Origin of the sequence: Mycobacterium sp. 5-140-3-2, from assembly GCF_035666375.1 — a bacterium.
GTDB classification, from domain to species: Bacteria; Actinomycetota; Actinomycetes; order Mycobacteriales; family Mycobacteriaceae; genus Mycobacterium; species Mycobacterium intracellulare.
This window is the reverse complement of the sequence record NZ_CP142025.1, coordinates 835,519-852,666: the sequence shown is the minus strand read 5'-3', so window position 1 is coordinate 852,666 and position 17,148 is coordinate 835,519. Positions and strand designations below refer to the sequence as shown.

The following is a 17,148-nucleotide window of genomic DNA, read 5'->3' as shown; positions in this document are numbered from 1 at the left end:
TACCTGCAGACGCATGTCGCCGGCATAGGGGAGAATCGGGGAGTGTCTGGGCGGCGGCAACACGATCCGGGCCGGGTGGCCTCCAAGCCAGGCCGCCGGGCCCCTAATGGCGTGGCCGCACAACATCCGGGCGCGGCCAACTACCCCGCCGGCGACGGTGCGCAGCGCCGAACGCGCCGCCCGCCGCCGATGCCGAGCGCCAACCGCTATCTGCCCCCGCTGGGCCAGCAGACGGAGCCGGACCGTGGCAGCAGCGCGCCCCCTCGCGGGCCGTCTTCGGGCGAGCGGATCACCGTCACCCGCGCCGCGGCGCTGCGCAGCCGCGAGATGGGTTCGCGGATGTATTGGATGGTGCAGCGCGCGGCGACGGCCGACGGCGCCGACAAGTCCGGCCTGACGGCGCTGACGTGGCCCACGGTGGCCAACTTCGCGGTCGACGCCGCGATGGCCGTCGCGCTGGCCAACACGTTGTTCTTCGCCGCGGCGACCGGGGAGAGCAAGGGCCGCGTCGCGCTGTATCTGCTGATCACCATCGCGCCGTTCGCGGTGATCGCGCCCCTCATCGGTCCGGCGCTGGACCGGCTGCAGCACGGCCGCCGCGTCGCGCTCGCCGCGTCGTTCGCCCTGCGCACGGCGTTGGCGCTGGTGCTGATCCTGAACTACGACGGCGCCAGCGGGAGCTACCCGTCGATGGTGCTGTACCCGTGCGCGCTGGCCATGATGGTGTTCTCGAAGTCGTTCAGCGTGCTGCGCAGCGCGGTGACGCCCAGGGTGATGCCGCCGACCATCGACCTGGTGCGGGTCAACTCGCGGCTGACCATGTTCGGTCTACTGGGCGGCACCATCGCCGGGGGCGCCATCGCCGGGGGCGTCGAATTCGTCTGTACCCACCTGTTCAAGCTGCCCGGCGCATTGTTCGTCGTCGTGGCCGTCACCGTCGCCGGGGCGTCGCTGTCCATGCGGATTCCGCGCTGGGTCGAGGTGACCGCCGGGGAGGTGCCCGCCACCTTGAGCTACCGCCACGACAGCGAACCCCTGCGCCGAAGCTGGCACAGGGAGGTCAGCGGGGCACTTCGGCAACCGTTGGGCCGCAACATCATTACTTCGCTGTGGGGTAACTGCACCATCAAGGTCATGGTGGGGTTTCTGTTCTTGTATCCGGCATTCGTCGCCAAGGCGCATGACGCTAGCGGGTGGGCGCAGGTCGCCATACTCGGGGTGATCGGCGCAGCGGCCGGCATCGGCAACTTCGTCGGCAACTTCACCAGCGCGCGCCTGAAACTGGGCCGGCCCGCCGTGCTGGTGGTGCGCTGCACGCTGGCGGTGAGCGCGGTCGCATTGGCGGCCTCGGTGGGCGGCAACCTGGTGCTGGCCGCGATCGCCACGCTGGTGACGTCGGGGGCCAGCGCGATCGCAAAGGCGTCCCTGGACGCCTCGTTGCAGAACGATCTGCCCGAGGAATCCCGGGCATCGGGGTTCGGGCGCTCGGAGTCGACGCTGCAGTTGGCCTGGGTCCTCGGCGGCGCCGTGGGTGTGTTGGTGTACACCGAACTGTGGGTCGGTTTCACCGCGGTCACTGCGCTGCTCATCCTGGGCCTGGCGCAGACGCTCGTCAGCTTCCGCGGCAACTCGCTGATTCCCGGCCTGGGAGGTAATAGGCCCATCATGGTCGAGCAGGAGGGCGCGCGTCGCCGTGTCGGCAGCCCGGCGGTGGTCGCCGAGTGAAACCCCGAATCAACCGCGGCATGTCCGTGTTGCTGGCCTGCCTGATGGCCCTGCTTTGTGTGGGCGTCGGGGTCGGCACCTGGCTGCTGGTGGGCCGCTCCGGTCCGCAACGCCCGGAGATCAGTGCGTACTCACATGGACACCTGACCCGGGTGGGGCCCTACCTCTATTGCAACGTGCTCAACCTCGAAGACTGTGCGACGCCGCAGACGCAGGGCGAGCTACAGGTCAGCGAGCGGTATCCGATTCAGCTCTCGGTGCCCGATGCCATCTATCGGGCGCCGTGGCGCCTTGTGCAGGTGTATGAGGATCCAACGAACAGCACCAGCACCATCTTTCGGCCGGGCACCCGACTCGCCGTGACCATTCCGCCGGTGGACCCGCATCGCGGTCGCCTCGCCGGGATCGTCGTGCAGTTACTGACTTTGGCGGTGGACCCGGCCGGCGAACTCCGCGATGTCCCGCACGCGGAATGGTCTGTGCGGCTCGTCTTCTAGGTCTTTTCCGTCCAACGTTCGCCGCCCTCCGCGCCCACGTTCGACACCCTCCGCGCCCAGCGTCGTTACCCTCCGCGCCCAGCGTCGCCACCCTCCGCGCCCAGCGTCGACTTGTTGCGACGACACGCCGCAAATTCCCGCCACAACCCCACGTTCGACCAGACGTGTCGGTGCCGACCGGCACCGTGTCCCCATGGAAATCCCGGACTGGCCATTTCGAGGCACCGACGCACTGGCCGCTGGAGTTATTACTCGGCACCGATTGCGAACCGAATTCGAGATGGTTCATCGCAACGTCTACATCCGCCGTGGACAACTGTTGACGCCGGTGACCCGAGCGGTCGCCGCCTGGCTGTGGTCTGGAAGGACCGCAACGCTGGCGGGGCTATCCGCGGCGGCGCTACACCGCACCAAGTGGATCGACGACTGGCTGCCGGCCGAGCTCAACCGTGCCGGCCGCGACAAAGCACGGGGCATCATCGTGCACAGCGACACCTTGGACGACGACGAAATATGCACGCGCGACGGGATGCGCCTGACCACGCCGGCGCGCACGGCGTTCGACCTTGGTAGGCGAAAGGGCTTGACCACAGCGGTGATTCGGCTCGATGCCCTCATGCATGCAACAGACTTGAAGCCAGCCGACGTCGAACTGCTGGCCGACCGCCATCGTGGCGCCCGCGGCCTGGTGCAGTTGCGAACTGCTCTGACCATGGTCGACGGGGGCGCTGAATCGCCGTACGAGACGAGGACCCGGTTACTACTCGCCGGCAGCGGATTGCCGCGGCCACAAACCCAGATCGAAGTGCTCAACGAATGGGGCGCGGTGCTGGCGCGCATCGATATGGGCTGGGAGGAATGGAAGGCCGGTGTGGAATTCGAAGGCGCGCATCACTGGACCGACCCGGCGCAGCGGGCCCGAGACATCGATCGCCTGGCAGAACTCGAAGCCCAGGGCTGGTCAATCATCCAGGTGAGCGCCGAGATGCTGCGGTACCGGCCGTACGTCGTCGTGGAGCGCGCCCGCGGCGCTTTGGTCGCGGCGGGTTGCCCGGTCTCAGCCGCCGAGCGTGGACTTGTTGGGCCAAAACGCCGCGATTTCCCGCCACAACTCCACGTTCGGCGGTAGCGGGTGGGCCACGTTCGGTGGTAGGGGGTGGGCCACGTTCGGCGGTAGAGGGTGGGCCACGTTCGGCGGTTGGGGGTGGGCCACGCTCGGCGGTAGAGGGTGGGCCACGTTCGGCGGTAGGGTGGGTCACGCACCGTGGCCGGGCGGTACCCGTTCGCCTTCGACGGGCGGACCCGGGGGCGTCCCCTCCCCGAAGGGCTTGCCGCCCAAGCTCTCTCGCCCGTGCGGCGATAGCCACCCGGACAGGTCGGGACCCTTGGGCACGATGCGGGTGGGGTTGATGTCGGCGTGGACGATGTAGTAGTGCTGCTTGATCTGGACGAAGTCGACGGTGTCCCCGAAACCCGGCGTCTGGAACAGGTCGCGCGCGTAAGCCCACAGCACCGGCATCTCGCTCAATTTGCTGCGATTGCACTTGAAATGCCCGTGATACACCGGGTCGAAGCGGGCCAACGTGGTGAACAACCGCACGTCGGCCTCGGTGATGGTGTCGCCCACCAGATAGCGCTGGCCGCCCAGCCGATCGCTCACCCAATCCAGCGCGGCGAACAGCCGGTCGTAGGCGGACTCGTAGGCCTCCTGCGAGCCGGCGAAGCCGCACCGGTATACGCCGTTGTTGATTTCGGTGTAGACCCGCTTGTTGACCTCGTCGATCTCCGCGCGCAGCCGCTCCGGGTAGAGCTCGGGCGCGCCGTCGCGATGAAAGGCCGACCACTCCGTCGACAGGTCCAACGTCATCTGCGCGAAGTCGTTGGTGACCACCGCCCCACTCGGCACATCGACGATCGCGGGAACCGTGATGCCCTTGGGGTAATCGGGGAACCGCTTGAAGTAGGCGTCCTGCAGCCGCGGGATCTTCAAGACCGGGTCCACACCACCGGGATCGAGATCGAACGTCCAACTGCGCTCGTCGTGCGTCGGGCCGCAAAAGCCAATGGAGAGAACGCCTTCGAGGCCCAACAACCGGCGGACGATGATGGCGCGGTTGGCCCACGGGCACGCGCGCGCCACGACGAGCCGGTACCGGTCGGGCTCGACCGGGTAGCCGTCACGGCCATCGGCGGTGATGCGGGTGGTGATGTAGTCGGTGTCGCGATTGAACTCGCCTTCTTGGGCGATGTAGGAAGCCATGTGTTCCATCGTGGCTCAACGCCGGCTCGTTGCCGAACGGTCGCCGGATGAGAACCGCCGGGCCAGATTGGCCTCGGTCGACTCACCCTCTTCCCAGTGGGCGATCCACGGCCCGGTGCCCTCGGACTGATCGATGATGCCGGCCTCGAGCCAGCCGTACCGGCCCTGCAGCAGGTTGCGCGTCAGCTGCACATCGCTTGCGTCAGTGTTGTCCCACAACCCGCGAAACAGCGCCTCCACCCGCAGGGTCGCCTGGGCGCAGAACGCCTCGGCCAGCTCGTAGGCCTGTTGCCCCACCACCGGATCGGCGGCGCGTTGCGACTCCGCGTGCACGCACGCCGCGGACATCGCGAACAGCTCGGCACCGATGTCGACGACGCGCCCGAGGAACCCCTGCCGCTGCTCCAGCTTGGCCTGCCAGCGCGCCATGCCATAGAAGGTGTTTCGTGCGAGCTTGCGGCTGGAGCGTTCGATGAACCGCAGGTGCGCCGCCAGCGGACCGAACTCGTGGTAGGCCCGCGGCCGCTGTCCTTCACCGAACACCAACTGCGGCAACCACTTTGCATAGAATCCGCTCGCACCGACCGCCGCGGCGGCCTTCTGCCGCAACCCCGTGTCGGGCTTGGCGAGGTCGCCGGCCGCGGCAAGGTGCGCGTCGACCGCCTCGCGCGCGATGAGCAACCTCATGATCTCGCTGGACCCCTCGAAGATGCGGTTGATCCGCAGGTCCCGCAACGCCTGCTCGACGGGCACGGCGCGTTCGCCGCGTGCGGCCAGAGACTCCGCGGTCTCGTAGCCCCGCCCGCCCCGGATCTGCATGACCTCGTCGGCGATCACGCAGGCCATCTCGCTGGACCACAGCTTGGCCAACGCCGCCTCGATCCGGATGTCGTTGCGCCCTTCGTCGGCCATCTGCGCGGACAGCTCGAGCACGGCGTCGAGCGCATAGACGGTCGCGGCGATGAACGAGAGCTTGCGGGCCACCGCTTCGTGCTCGGCCAGCGGCTTGCCCCACTGCACACGCTCGCCGGACCATTCGCGCGCGATCTTCAACGCCCACTTCGACGAGCCCGTTGCGCTCGCGGGGATCGACAACCGTCCGGCGTTGAGCGTGGTCAACGCGATCTTCAAACCGTCTCCCTCGGAGCCGATCAGGTTTTCGCGCGGGACCCGAACGCGGTGCAGCCGGGTCACGCCGTTTTCGATGCCGCGCAGGCCCATGAACTTGTTGCGCCGCTCCACGGTGATTCCGGGTGAATCGGCCTCGACGACAAAGGCGCTGATGCCGCCGCGGCGCCCTTCGCTCTTCGGCACCCGCGCCATGATCACCAGCAGTTCGGCGACCACGCCGTTGGTAGTCCACAGCTTCACGCCGTCGAGCTCGTAGGCCTGCCCGTCGTCGATGGGGGTCGCCGTCGACGCCAACCGGGCGGGATCGGAGCCGACGTCGGGTTCGGTCAGCAAAAACGCCGATATGGCGCCAGCGGCGCAGCGCGGCAAAAACTTCTTTTTCTGCTCGGGGGTCCCGGCGAGTTTGAGCGGCTCGGGCACCCCGATGGATTGATGGGCCGACAGCAGTGCGCCCAGACTGGGATGAACGCTCGTCACCATCATCAGCGCCCGGTTGTAGGCGACCTGCGACATCCCCAGGCCGCCGTATTCGGTGGGAATCTTCATCCCGAAGCAGCCCAGGTCGGCCAAACCCTTCACGTACTCGTCGGGAATTTGGGCGTCGCGTTCGATGACGCTGCCATCGACGGTCTCCAGGAATTCGCGCACGCTGTCGAGAAACGCGCGGGTGCGGGTCTCGTCGGCTTCCGTGGGAGTGGGGAACGGGTGTATCAGCTCCAGCGGAAAACGACCGAGAAATAGTTCTTTCGCGAAGGACGGTTTATCCCAACCTGTTTCGCGAGACTCCTCGGCGAGCGCTCTCGCCTGTTCCTCGGTGACCTGCGCTTGCTGTGCCATCGCAGCCTCCTTGCTAGACGACCGTCATGGGGTGTGGAGTACCCCATCTGCGGCTCGCCACCGAGCCGTCGCCTGCGAATTGGCTGCGTTTCGCGCGTTAGGCGTCGAGCTCCCGCGCCACGGCCTTGACGACCTCGGACACCCGGCGCGCGGTCTTGCGGTCCGGGTAGCGACCCTTGCGCAGCTCGGGCTGCACGGTGCTCTCCAGCAGCGTGATCATGTCCTCGACCATGCCGTGCAGTTCGTCGGGGTTGTGCTTGTGTTCGGCGGGCGCGTCGCGCCGCGCCTTGGTCAGGCTGGGCGGCGGCTCAATCAGCTTGAGGCTCAACGCCTGCGGTCCGCGCCGTCCCGAAGCGATACCGAATTCCACCCGCTGGCCCGCCTTGAGCCCCTCGACCCCAGCGGGCAGCGCCGACGAGCGGACGTAGACGTCTTCGCCGTCCTCTTGCGACAGGAAGCCGAAGCCCTTGTCAGCGTCGTACCACTTAACCTTGCCGGTCGGCACTGGTCTCACCTGCTTGTCTTACGGATCAATAGAAATAGGCAACACAATAAGCGTCCCGCCTGCGCAGGACGCCGTATTAAGAGTCTGATCCTACTCGGATGCGGCCCTAACGAGCACCCCCGTTATTGGTCACTCGGTACGCTTGGTATTACCCGCGGAGGTGATATGCGCCTGATCCTGAACATCATCTGGCTTCTGTTCGGCGGCCTATGGATGGCCGCCGGATACCTCGTCGCGGCGCTCGTCAGCTTTCTGCTGATCATCACCATCCCGTTCGGCTTCGCGTCGCTGCGCATCGCCTCGTACGCGCTGTGGCCGTTCGGCCGCACGATCGTCGACAAGCCGACCTCGGGGTCGGGCGCCTTGATCGGAAACATCGTCTGGGTGGTGCTGTTCGGGCTCTGGCTCGCGATCGGTCATCTGATCAGTGCGGTGACGATGGCGCTGACGATCGTCGGCATTCCGCTGGCGCTGGCCAATCTCAAACTGATTCCGGTGTCGCTGATGCCGCTGGGCAAGGAGATCGTTCCCGTCGACTCGCCGGTTCATTACGCGCCGCCGGTGGCCGCATGACCCTGACGGCGTTGGGTTTCCCGACGGTGCGGAGCCGCCCTGACGGCCCGCCCGGCGGGCGTGCCGTTGCCGGGACGGCGCCGTCCGCGGGCCCATTGGTGGACACCTACGGGCGGGTCGCCACGGATCTGCGGATCTCGCTCACCGATCGCTGCAACCTGCGCTGCACCTACTGCATGCCCGCCGAGGGCCTGGACTGGTTGCCGGGCGAGCAGCTGCTGACTGCCGGCGAGCTGGCCAGGCTGATGGACATCGCGGTCACCCGGCTGGGGGTCACCAACGTCCGGTTCACCGGCGGTGAGCCGTTGCTGGCGCGCCACCTCGAAGAGGTGATCGCCGCGGCGGCCGGGCTACGGCCCCGCCCCGAGATCTCCCTGACGACCAACGGCGTCGGGCTGGCACGGCGGGCCGCCGGGCTCGCCCGGGCGGGCCTGGACCGCGTCAACGTCTCGCTGGACAGCGTGGATCGGCAGCATTTCGCGGCCATCACCCGCCGTGATCGGCTCGACGACGTGCTGGCCGGGCTGGCCGCCGCCCACGAGGCCGGCCTGGCGCCGGTGAAGGTGAACGCCGTGCTCGACCCCGCGACGGGACGCGAGGACGTGGTGGACCTGTTGCGGTTCTGCCTCGAGCACGGCTACCAGTTGCGTGTCATCGAGCAGATGCCGCTCGACGCCGGGCACCAATGGCGGCGCGACGCGGCGTTGAGCGCCGAGGACGTGCTGGCCGCGCTGCGCCCGCATTTCCGGCTGCGACCGGACCCGGCGCCGCGAGGATCCGCTCCCGCCGAGCTGTGGCTGGTCGACGAGGGCCCCGGCACGCCGGCCGGCAAGGTGGGTGTCATCGCGTCGGTCTCGCACGCGTTTTGCTCGACATGTGACCGCACCCGGTTGACGGCCGACGGCCAGATCCGCAGCTGCCTGTTCGCCAAGGAAGAGACGGACCTTCGGGCGCTGCTGCGCAACGGCGCACCCGACGAGGCGATCGAGGCGGCGTGGCGCACCGCGATGTGGGGCAAGCCCGCCGGCCACGGCATCAACGACCCGAACTTCATCCAGCCCGACCGCCCGATGAGCGCGATCGGTGGCTAGCCCCATGGGGCAGTCCCCCGCCCAGGAGACCGGCATCGGAGTGACGGTGCGCTACTTCGCGGCCGCCCAGGCGGCCGCGGGCGTCGAAGCCGAGACGCTGGTGGTGCGCCCCGGCACCACGGTCGGCGAGCTGGTCGAGCGGCTGGCCGCGCGCGGATCACGCCTTGCCACCGTCTTGAGCCGATGCTCGTACCTTTGCGACGGGGTCGCCGTGCGCGACGAGACCACCGCGTTGCGATCCGGTGACACGATCGATGTCTTGCCGCCATTTTCCGGCGGCTGAAACTGTGAAACATCTCACATAACGGAACGATAACGGCGCGGTCACGCTCCAATCTCGAGTGTAATGACCTGCGCAAACACCGTGTGTTGCTGCGGTTTTCGCAGATGACCGAGAGCGAAACGCCAGGTTTCGCGACACGTGACGAGACCAACAGAAACCGTTACGGTCTCCGAAGGCTCGCCAGCCATCCCGATTGGCGGACCTCCCCTCCCTATCGCGCCGAGCTCCATCCAATAGGCGGGGGCCACCAACTCATGGATGGAGACGGGGGACCCACCGGTCCACCGTGATCGGACTGGGGCCGTTCGCGGCCCCTAGGGGTGAAGCCGGCGTCGTCCTCGACGGCCGCGCCGGCCGGGTGGCCTCTCCAACCCGAACCCGACAGCTGACCTCGCAGGCGCGTGACGAGAGAGGAATACATCGGCGCGCATGAGCGGACGTCACCGTAAGCCCACCGCATCCAGTGTCAACGTCGCCAAGATCGCCTTTACCGGCGCAGTGCTCGGTGGCGGCAGTATCGCCCTAGCCGGCCAGGCGGCCGCGGCCACCGACGGCGAATGGGACCAGGTAGCCCGTTGCGAGTCCGGCGGCAACTGGGCCATCAATACCGGCAACGGCTACCACGGCGGGGTGCAATTCAGCGCCAGCACGTGGTCCTCGCACGGTGGCGGCCAATACGCCCCGTCGGCCGAGCTTGCGACCAAGGAACAGCAGATCGCCGTCGCCGAGCGGGTGCTGGCGACCCAGGGTCGCGGCGCGTGGCCCGTCTGCGGCGGCCCGCTGTCGGGTCCCAGCCCGCGCGAAGTGCCCGCCCCGGCCGGCCTGGACGCCCCGCTGGATGCGCCCGGCGTCAACGGCGCCCCGGCGCCCGACGCTCCACCGCAGGACGCCCCGCCGCCCGCTCCAGTACAGCTGGCCTCCTTCGACCGTCCGGCACCGCCGGAGGCTCCGCCCGCAGACCTGCCGGCGCCCCCTGAGGAGCTGCCGCCCGCTCCCCCCGCGGACGCCGCTCCCCCGGCCGATCTGCCCCCCGCCCCGCCCGCCGACGCGATGCCGCCCGTACCCGTAGCGGACGCGGACTTCCACGGTTTCGTCCCGGTCGGCATGCCGGAGGTCGCCTCCGACGCCAGCTACACCCAGCAGCTGTGGGAAGCGATTCGGGCACAGGATGTTCAGGGGAACGACGCGCTGGACGCCCTGGCGCAGCCGTCGCCCAACGCCTGAGGCTCTAGCGCCACCAGATTCCCCGCACGCCCCGAAAACCCTCCTGTTCGGGGCGTGTTGGGCACGGCGCACCAACTCCCGGACTCAGCTGGCCACGGCATCAGGCCGAGCCCACCCACTCCTCGGTGCCGTCGGCGAAGAACTGGTGCTTCCACACCGGTAGCCGCGCCTTGATGGTGTCGACGAGTCGCGCACAGGTGGTGAACGCCGCCTGGCGATGGTCGGCGGCGACGGCCGCGACCAATGCCGCCTCTCCGATGTGCAGCACACCGACGCGGTGGCTGGCGGCGACGGCGCGGACACCGCTGGACTGCGCCGCCACATCGGCCACCACGTCGGCCATGACCTGGGCGGCCGAGGGGTGCGCCGAGTACTCCAGCCGCACCACCCGGCGCCCCACGTCGTGGTCGCGGATCATGCCGACGAACCCGACGATGGCCCCCGCCGACTGATGGCCCACCAGCTCTTCGTGCTCAGCCAGAAGAATCGGCTGCTCGGTCATGGCTGCGCGCACGACCAGCGTCATCGCTGATGGTCTTTACCGGCGAGTTGATCGAGCGCGTGGTCGAGCACGTCGGCGAGCACCCCGAGCCCGTCGCGCACCCCACCGGGTGAACCCGGCAGGTTGACGATCAGGGTCCGTCCGGCCACCCCGCACACGCTGCGGGACAACACCGACGTCGGCACCTTGGGCAGGCCCGACTGGCGGATCGCCTCTGCCAAGCCGGGGATGAGGTAATCGATGACGGCCACGGTCTGGTCCGGGGTGCTGTCACTGGGTGAGATGCCGGTGCCGCCGGAGGTGAGGATGACGTCGACGTCGTCATCGATCGCGTTGCGCAGCGCATCACCGACCGGCGACCCGTCGGCGACCACCTCCGGCTCCCCGGCCGAAAAGCCCCGCTGGGTCAGCCATTCGGTGATGATCGGCCCGCATCGGTCTTCGTACTGTCCGGCCGACGCCCGGGTCGAGGCGATGATGACGCGGGCCGATCGGGTGCTCATGACCGCGTCCACATTCCGGTTTTGCCGCCTTCCTTGCGCAGGACTCGAATGTCATCGATCCGCGCGGCCGGGTCGACCGCTTTGATCATGTCGTAGAGCGTCAGGGCCGCGACGCTGACGGCGCTCAGCGCTTCCATCTCCACCCCCGTGCGGTCGGTGCTGCGCACCGTCGCGGTGATCTCGATGTCCGACTCCGCCACGTCGAAGTCGATGTCGACCCCGGTCAGCGCCAGCTGATGGCAGAGCGGGATGAGCTCGCTGGTGCGCTTCGCCGCTTGGATACCCGCTACCCGGGCGGTGGCAAGCGCGTCGCCCTTGGGCAGGCCCCCGGTCGAGATCAGCTCCACCACGTGTGCCGACGTGCGCAGGGCGCCCGCGGCGACGGCGGTCCGCTTGGTGGCTACCTTCTCGCTGACGTCGACCATGTGGGCCGCCCCCTGGTCGTCCACGTGTGACAGCGCACCCGAGCGGGATTCTCCCGACGCCCAGGTCGCCGAGGCTTTCGAGGCCTCAGAGGCCCTAGCCATGGAAAGACCTACCGATTGACGACGGTGACCGGGTGCAGGTAGGGCAGCTCGGTGGAGGGCAGCGGGAACGTCAGCTCGCCGAAGGGCGACAGCGCACCCGTCCGGTCGGTGACGAGTTCACTGACCGCGTGGTCGTCGGGGTCCGTCGTCGGCCAGCCGTTGTCGACGTACTTGGTTTTGCGAGCTTTGCCCTCAGCAGTGTCAGCCACGAGGTCCATTCTGACAGGTGACCCAGGAGCGCGTGGCGCAAGACCGTAGGTTCGCGCCGCCCCTTCGCGATCTGCTCGGCATCCACGACCTGCTTTACGCTGGTCAGCGATGACCGACAACACCCCGGATATCCCGCTGGGGTCGTGGCTGGCCGAGTTGTCCGATGAGCGCCTGATCCGACTGCTGGAATTGCGGCGGGACCTCGCCCAGCCCCCGCCCGGCAGCATCGCCGCACTGGCGGCCCGAGCCCAGGCCCGCCAGTCGATCAAGGCCGCCACCGACGACCTCGACTTCCTGCGGCTGGCGGTGCTCGACGCGCTGCTGGTGCTGCGGGCCGACGCGGAACCGGTGCCGACCGCGAAGCTGCTGGCGCTGATCGGTGATCGCGCCCCCGAAGGCGACGTCCTCGACGCGGTCGACGACCTCCGGCAACGCGTCCTGGTCTGGGGCGAGACCGCGCTGCGGGTCGCCCCCGACGCCGGGACGGGAATGCCGTGGCATCCGGGGCAGGTCATGCTCGAGGACACCTCGCGCGACGCCGAGCAGATCGCGGCCCTGATCGACGACCTCGACCGGGCGCAGCTCGAGGTGCTGGAGAAACTTCTCGAAGGCTCCCCGATGGGCCGCACCCGCGACGCGGCGCCGGGCGCGGCGGCGGACCGCCCGGTGCCCCAGCTGCTGGCCATGGGCCTGTTGCGGCGCATCGACGCCGAGACCGTGATCCTGCCCCGCCACGTGGGACAGGTGCTGCGCGGCGAGCGGCCCGGCCCGATGCAACTGACCGCGCCGAACCCGGTGGTGTCGACCACCACCGCCGACGACGTCGACGCGACGGCCGCCGGAGCCGCCATCGACCTGCTGCGGGAGCTCGACGTTCTGCTCGAAACGCTTTCCGCCGCACCGGTTTCCGAGTTGCGCAGCGGGGGCCTGGGAATCCGGGACGTCAAGCGGCTGAGCAAGGTGACCGGGATCGACGAGTCACGGCTGGGTTTGATCCTCGAAGTCGCCGCCGCGGCCGGGTTGATCGCCAGCGGCATGCCCGACCCCGAACCGGCGGCCGGCGAGGCACCGTACTGGGCGCCGACGGTCGCCACCGATCGGTTCGCCGCGCTGTCCGCCGCCGAGCGTTGGCGCCTGTTGGCCAGCAGCTGGCTCGACCTGCCCAGCCGGCCGGCGCTGATCGGCACGCGCGGTCCCGACGCCAAACCCTATGGGGCCCTTACCGATGCCCTGTATTCCACCGCCGCGCCGCTGGATCGCCGCCTGTTGCTCGGCATGCTGTCCGGGCTCCCGCCCGGGGCCGGCGTCGACGCGGCGGAAGCATCGGCCGCGCTGATCTGGCGGCGTCCGCGGTGGGCCAAGCGGTTACAGCCGGGGCCCGTCGGGGATCTGCTCGCCGAAGGCCACGCCATGGGGCTGGTGGGGCGCGGGGCGATCAGCACGCCCGGCCGGGCGCTGCTGGACGAGGACAACGATCCGCAGGCCGCGATCGACGCCATGACCAGGGCGCTGCCCGAACCGGTCGATCACTTCCTGGTGCAGGCGGACCTGACGGTTGTCGTGCCGGGTCCGCTGCAGCGCGACCTGGCCGAGCAACTCGCCACCGTGGCCACCGTCGAATCGGCGGGCACGGCGATGGTGTACCGCGTCAGCGAGCAGTCGATCCGGCATGCGCTCGACGTCGGCAAGACCAGCGACTGGATGCATGCCCTGTTCGCCAAGCACTCCAAAACGCCAGTGCCCCAAGGGCTTACCTATCTCATCGACGACGTCGCGCGCAGGCACGGGCAGCTGCGGATCGGCATGGCCGCGGCGTTCGTGCGGTGCGAGGATCCGGCGCTGCTGGCCCAGGCCGTGGCCGCTCCCGCGACCGAAGAGGTGCAGTTGCGCGCCCTGGCCCCCACGGTGGCGGTGTCGCCGGCGCCGATCGGCGAGGTGCTCGCCGCGCTGCGAGCCGCGGGCTTCGCTCCGGCGGCCGAGGACTCGACCGGCGCCATCGTCGACGTCCGGCCCCGGGGCGCCCGGGTGGCCACACCGCAACAACGCCGTCCCTATCGCCCGCTGCGCCGTCCCAACAGCGACAGTCTCCACGCGGTGGTCGCGGTGCTGCGCAAGGTCACCGCCGCACCGTTCGGCAACGTTCGCGTCGATCCGGCGGCCACCATGACGCTGTTGCAGCGCGCCGCCCGGGAACAAGACACCCTGGTGATCGGTTATCTAGACGCGGCCGGCGTGGCCACCCAGCGCGTCGTGTCGCCGATCACCGTCCGGGGCGGTCAGCTGGTGGCCTTTGATTCGGCATCGGGCAGGCTGCGCGACTTCGCCATCCACCGCATCACGTCGGTGGTGTCGGGCTCGGGCCGATAATGGACGGCATGCCGGAGCTTATGCAGGGCGAAGCGATGAGGAGTGGCGCCATCTATGTCTGACGGACCGTTGATCGTGCAGTCAGACAAGACGGTGCTGCTCGAGGTGGAGCACGAACAGGCCGGCGCGGCGCGGGCCGCGATCGCGCCGTTCGCCGAGCTGGAACGCGCACCCGAGCACGTGCACACCTACCGCATCACACCGCTGGCACTGTGGAACGCCCGCGCCGCCGGGCACGACGCCGAACAGGTCGTCGACGCGCTGGTCTCCTTCTCCCGCTACGCGGTGCCGCAGCCGCTGCTGGTCGACATCGTCGACACCATGGCCCGCTACGGCCGCTTACAGCTGGTGAAAAACCCGGCGCACGGCCTGACGCTGGTGAGCCTGGACCGCGCGGTGCTCGAGGAAGTGTTGCGCAACAAGAAGATCGCCCCGATGCTCGGCGCCCGGATCGACGACGACACGGTCATCGTCCACCCGAGCGAGCGCGGCCGGGTCAAGCAAATGCTACTCAAGATCGGTTGGCCCGCAGAGGATCTCGCTGGCTACGTCGACGGCGAGGCGCATCCGATCAGCCTGGCCCAGGACGGCTGGCACCTGCGCGACTACCAGCAGATGGCCACCGACTCGTTCTGGTCGGGTGGCTCCGGCGTGGTGGTGCTTCCCTGTGGCGCCGGCAAGACCTTGGTGGGCGCCGCCGCGATGGCGAAAGCCGGTGCGACAACGCTGATTTTGGTCACCAACATCGTCGCGGCGCGGCAGTGGAAGCGTGAGCTGATCGCCCGCACCTCGCTCACCGAGGACGAGATCGGCGAATACTCCGGTGAGCGCAAGGAGATTCGGCCGGTGACCATCTCGACGTACCAGATGATCACTCGCCGCACCAAGGGCGAGTACCGCCACCTCGAGCTCTTCGACAGCCGCGACTGGGGGCTGATCATCTACGACGAGGTCCACTTGTTGCCGGCGCCGGTGTTTCGGATGACCGCCGATCTGCAATCCAAGCGGCGCCTGGGGCTGACCGCCACGCTGGTCCGCGAGGACGGCCGCGAGGGCGACGTGTTCTCCCTGATCGGCCCGAAACGCTATGACGCGCCGTGGAAGGACATCGAGGCGCAGGGGTGGATCGCACCGGCGGAGTGCGTCGAGGTGCGGGTCACCATGACCGACAACGAGCGGATGATGTACGCCACCGCCGAGCCCGAAGAGCGCTACAAGCTGTGCTCGACGGTGCACACCAAAATCGCTGTGGTCAAATCGATTCTGGCGAAGCATCCGGGTGAGCAGACCCTGGTGATCGGCGCGTACCTCGATCAGCTCGACGAGCTGGGCGCCGAGCTGGGCGCCCCGGTGATCCAGGGCTCCACGCGGACCAAGGAACGCGAGGAGCTGTTCGACGGCTTCCGCCGCGGCGAGGTGAACACGCTGGTGGTTTCCAAGGTCGCCAACTTCTCCATCGACTTGCCGGAAGCCGCGGTGGCCGTGCAGGTTTCGGGAACCTTCGGCTCGCGCCAGGAAGAGGCGCAGCGGCTGGGCCGGTTGCTGCGGCCCAAGGCCGACGGCGGCGGCGCCATCTTCTATTCCGTGGTGGCGCGCGACAGCCTGGACGCCGAATACGCCGCCCACCGGCAGCGTTTCCTGGCCGAGCAGGGTTACGGCTACATCATCCGCGACGCCGACGACCTCCTGGGTCCGGCCATCTAGCGAGCGAACGCAAAAGCCCCCGAAACTCCGTTGTTTCGGGGGCTTTTGTGTCTGGCGGCGCTACCGAGACAGGATGGTCGCCGAGGCGGTGCCGGGCGCGCCGTACACCTGGGCCAGGCCGACGCGCGGATCGCCGGGGACCTGACGCTCCCCCGCCTCGCCGCGCAACTGGCGCACCAGTTCGTGCATCTGCCGCAGCCCCGACGCACCGATCGGCTCGCCGTTGGCGATCAGCCCGCCGTCGGTGTTGACGGGAATCGAGCCGTGGATCTCGGTGGCGCCGTCGGCCAGCAGCTTCTCCTGTTCGCCGTCCGCGCACAATCCGGTCTCGGCCATGTGGATCACCTCGGCGCCGGCGTCGGTGTCCTGCAACTGCGCGACGTCGACGTCTTCGGGTCCGATGCCGGCCGCCTCGTAGGCGGCCTTGGCCGCGTACACGGTCGGTGACGCGTCCTCGTCCAGCGGCGCCGACGTGGCGTGCACCTCGTAGGCGCCGAAGCGCCGGGTGCGAATCTCGCAGGCGCGCACATAGACCGGCTTGTCGGTGAATTTCTCGGCCATGTCGGCGCGACACATGATGACCGCGGCCGCCCCCTCGTCGGGCGCGCAGAACATGTACTGCGTCAACGGGTAGTTCAGCGCGGGCGAGGCGAGGATCTCCTCGACGGAGATCTCCTTGCGCCGGAAGGCATTCGGGTTCAGCGCACCGTTGCGGAAGTTCTTGTTGGCCACCCGCGCCAGCGTCTCCTGGGAGATGTTGTGGTCGTGGATGTACTTGTTGGCCTTCATGCCGAAGAACTTGGTGGTGACGAACTGCCCGTTGTTGGCGTACCACTGCGGCAGCGCCAGCTTGGCGGGGTCGTCGGTGAAGGCACCGCGCGGATGCTTGTCGAGGCCGATGGCAATACCGATGTCGTACTTGCCCAACCGGATGGTGTCGGCGGTCTGCTGGATGGCGCTGGCCGCGGTGGCGCAGGCGTTGAACACGTTGGTGAACGTGATGCCGGTCAGGCCGACCAGGCGGGTCACGGCGTCGGGGTTGGAGACCTCGTAGCTGCCGCCGAATCCGAATTGGATGTCTTTCCAGTCCACTCCGGCGTCTTTGAGCGCGAGCTGGACGGCCTCGGCGCCCATCTGCATCGCCGTCTTGTCGAACCTGCCGAACGGGTGCAGGCCCACGCCGATGATGGCGACGTCGTTGGTCATCTC

At 68.7% G+C, this 17,148-nt stretch carries 17 protein-coding genes and 1 riboswitch; of the genes, 9 read left to right on the top strand and 8 right to left on the bottom strand.

Annotated features, from left to right (window positions below):
* Positions 1-75 precede the first annotated feature (75 nt).
* The 3 genes from P6281_RS04355 to P6281_RS04345 all read left to right on the top strand — a co-directional run bounded on the left by P6281_RS04355 (position 76) and on the right by P6281_RS04345 (position 3,351).
* Entirely contained in the window at positions 76-1,725 is a 1,650-nt protein-coding gene (locus P6281_RS04355; RefSeq protein ID WP_036428514.1) for an MFS transporter, read from the top strand.
* Between the two features lie 20 nt (positions 1,726-1,745).
* A complete protein-coding gene (locus P6281_RS04350; RefSeq protein ID WP_373307964.1) occupies positions 1,746-2,222 on the top strand; it encodes a DUF2771 domain-containing protein in 477 nt (158 codons plus the stop codon).
* A 193-nt stretch (positions 2,223-2,415) separates the two neighbouring features.
* Entirely contained in the window at positions 2,416-3,351 is a 936-nt protein-coding gene (locus tag P6281_RS04345) for a hypothetical protein (protein WP_014383889.1), read from the top strand.
* 126 nt (positions 3,352-3,477) lie between these two features.
* Here the strand turns inward: P6281_RS04345 and P6281_RS04340 are convergent, their stop codons facing one another.
* The 3 genes from P6281_RS04340 to P6281_RS04330 form a co-directional block, all read right to left on the bottom strand.
* Positions 3,478-4,482: a glutathione S-transferase family protein gene (locus P6281_RS04340; RefSeq protein WP_041785382.1), complete on the bottom strand. Its 1,005-nt coding sequence runs from the start codon at positions 4,480-4,482 to the stop codon at positions 3,478-3,480.
* A gap of 15 nt (positions 4,483-4,497) precedes the next feature.
* The gene (locus P6281_RS04335) at positions 4,498-6,450 is read right to left on the bottom strand and encodes an acyl-CoA dehydrogenase family protein (RefSeq protein WP_014383887.1); all 1,953 of its coding nucleotides are present in this window, start codon (positions 6,448-6,450) and stop codon (positions 4,498-4,500) included.
* Between the two features lie 97 nt (positions 6,451-6,547).
* Positions 6,548-6,955, bottom strand: coding sequence for a cold-shock protein (locus P6281_RS04330; protein WP_008253852.1), 408 nt, complete (start codon positions 6,953-6,955; stop codon positions 6,548-6,550).
* Positions 6,956-7,120: 165 nt separating this feature from the next.
* On the opposite strand from P6281_RS04330, the gene P6281_RS04325 reads away from it, so the two are divergent.
* From P6281_RS04325 to P6281_RS04310, 4 genes are all read left to right on the top strand, one after another.
* Complete coding sequence (locus tag P6281_RS04325) at positions 7,121-7,528, top strand: YccF domain-containing protein (protein ID WP_014383886.1); 408 nt, start codon at positions 7,121-7,123, stop codon at positions 7,526-7,528.
* Positions 7,525-8,619, top strand: a complete 1,095-nt coding sequence (gene moaA, locus P6281_RS04320) for a GTP 3',8-cyclase MoaA (RefSeq protein WP_041784803.1) — start codon at positions 7,525-7,527, stop codon at positions 8,617-8,619. The genes P6281_RS04325 and moaA overlap by 4 nt, the downstream gene beginning before the upstream one ends.
* 4 nt (positions 8,620-8,623) lie before the next feature.
* Positions 8,624-8,902: a MoaD/ThiS family protein gene (locus tag P6281_RS04315; RefSeq protein ID WP_009957587.1), complete on the top strand. Its 279-nt coding sequence runs from the start codon at positions 8,624-8,626 to the stop codon at positions 8,900-8,902.
* A gap of 232 nt (positions 8,903-9,134) precedes the next feature.
* A riboswitch (cyclic di-AMP (ydaO/yuaA leader) is annotated at positions 9,135-9,318 on the top strand.
* Between the two features lie 13 nt (positions 9,319-9,331).
* Positions 9,332-10,126 (top strand): transglycosylase family protein, encoded by a 795-nt coding sequence (locus P6281_RS04310; RefSeq protein WP_014383885.1) that lies wholly within the window; start codon positions 9,332-9,334, stop codon positions 10,124-10,126.
* 100 nt (positions 10,127-10,226) lie between these two features.
* Here P6281_RS04310 and P6281_RS04305 read toward each other — a convergent pair whose 3' ends face one another.
* The 4 genes from P6281_RS04305 to P6281_RS04290 are packed head-to-tail and all read right to left on the bottom strand — an operon-like array spanning position 10,227 to position 11,867.
* Positions 10,227-10,652 (bottom strand): molybdenum cofactor biosynthesis protein MoaE, encoded by a 426-nt coding sequence (locus P6281_RS04305; protein ID WP_008253842.1) that lies wholly within the window; start codon positions 10,650-10,652, stop codon positions 10,227-10,229.
* Complete coding sequence (locus P6281_RS04300) at positions 10,649-11,131, bottom strand: MogA/MoaB family molybdenum cofactor biosynthesis protein (RefSeq protein ID WP_009951770.1); 483 nt, start codon at positions 11,129-11,131, stop codon at positions 10,649-10,651. The genes P6281_RS04305 and P6281_RS04300 overlap by 4 nt, the downstream gene beginning before the upstream one ends.
* Positions 11,128-11,658, bottom strand: a complete 531-nt coding sequence (moaC, locus tag P6281_RS04295; protein WP_026071397.1) for a cyclic pyranopterin monophosphate synthase MoaC — start codon at positions 11,656-11,658, stop codon at positions 11,128-11,130. The genes P6281_RS04300 and moaC overlap by 4 nt, the downstream gene beginning before the upstream one ends.
* Before the next feature lie 8 nt (positions 11,659-11,666).
* Positions 11,667-11,867 carry a hypothetical protein gene (locus P6281_RS04290; RefSeq protein ID WP_008253834.1) on the bottom strand — a complete coding sequence of 67 codons (201 nt, stop codon included), beginning with the start codon at positions 11,865-11,867 and terminating at the stop codon, positions 11,667-11,669.
* A gap of 109 nt (positions 11,868-11,976) precedes the next feature.
* On the opposite strand from P6281_RS04290, the gene P6281_RS04285 reads away from it, so the two are divergent.
* Together P6281_RS04285 and P6281_RS04280 are read left to right on the top strand one after the other, a co-directional pair.
* A complete protein-coding gene (locus P6281_RS04285; RefSeq protein WP_014383884.1) occupies positions 11,977-14,235 on the top strand; it encodes a helicase-associated domain-containing protein in 2,259 nt (752 codons plus the stop codon).
* A 54-nt stretch (positions 14,236-14,289) separates the two neighbouring features.
* Positions 14,290-15,939, top strand: a complete 1,650-nt coding sequence (locus P6281_RS04280) for a DNA repair helicase XPB (RefSeq protein ID WP_014379227.1) — start codon at positions 14,290-14,292, stop codon at positions 15,937-15,939.
* Between the two features lie 60 nt (positions 15,940-15,999).
* On the opposite strand, the gene P6281_RS04275 is transcribed toward P6281_RS04280, so the two are convergent.
* Positions 16,000-17,145, bottom strand: coding sequence for a thiolase family protein (locus P6281_RS04275; RefSeq protein ID WP_014383883.1), 1,146 nt, complete (start codon positions 17,143-17,145; stop codon positions 16,000-16,002).
* Between the last annotated feature and the right edge of the window lie 3 nt (positions 17,146-17,148).

Coding starts and splice junctions, on each gene's coding strand:
- P6281_RS04350 (WP_373307964.1), top strand. CDS start 1,746: ATGTCCGTGTTGCTGGCCTGCCTGATGGCCCTGCTTTGTGTGGGCGTC.
- P6281_RS04345 (WP_014383889.1), top strand. CDS start 2,416: ATGGAAATCCCGGACTGGCCATTTCGAGGCACCGACGCACTGGCCGCT.
- P6281_RS04340 (WP_041785382.1), bottom strand. CDS start 4,482: ATGGCTTCCTACATCGCCCAAGAAGGCGAGTTCAATCGCGACACCGAC.
- P6281_RS04335 (WP_014383887.1), bottom strand. CDS start 6,450: ATGGCACAGCAAGCGCAGGTCACCGAGGAACAGGCGAGAGCGCTCGCC.
- P6281_RS04325 (WP_014383886.1), top strand. CDS start 7,121: ATGCGCCTGATCCTGAACATCATCTGGCTTCTGTTCGGCGGCCTATGG.
- moaA (WP_041784803.1), top strand. CDS start 7,525: ATGACCCTGACGGCGTTGGGTTTCCCGACGGTGCGGAGCCGCCCTGAC.
- P6281_RS04315 (WP_009957587.1), top strand. CDS start 8,624: ATGGGGCAGTCCCCCGCCCAGGAGACCGGCATCGGAGTGACGGTGCGC.
- P6281_RS04310 (WP_014383885.1), top strand. CDS start 9,332: ATGAGCGGACGTCACCGTAAGCCCACCGCATCCAGTGTCAACGTCGCC.
- P6281_RS04305 (WP_008253842.1), bottom strand. CDS start 10,652: ATGACGCTGGTCGTGCGCGCAGCCATGACCGAGCAGCCGATTCTTCTG.
- P6281_RS04300 (WP_009951770.1), bottom strand. CDS start 11,131: ATGAGCACCCGATCGGCCCGCGTCATCATCGCCTCGACCCGGGCGTCG.
- moaC (WP_026071397.1), bottom strand. CDS start 11,658: ATGGCTAGGGCCTCTGAGGCCTCGAAAGCCTCGGCGACCTGGGCGTCG.
- P6281_RS04285 (WP_014383884.1), top strand. CDS start 11,977: ATGACCGACAACACCCCGGATATCCCGCTGGGGTCGTGGCTGGCCGAG.
- P6281_RS04280 (WP_014379227.1), top strand. CDS start 14,290: ATGTCTGACGGACCGTTGATCGTGCAGTCAGACAAGACGGTGCTGCTC.
- P6281_RS04275 (WP_014383883.1), bottom strand. CDS start 17,145: ATGACCAACGACGTCGCCATCATCGGCGTGGGCCTGCACCCGTTCGGC.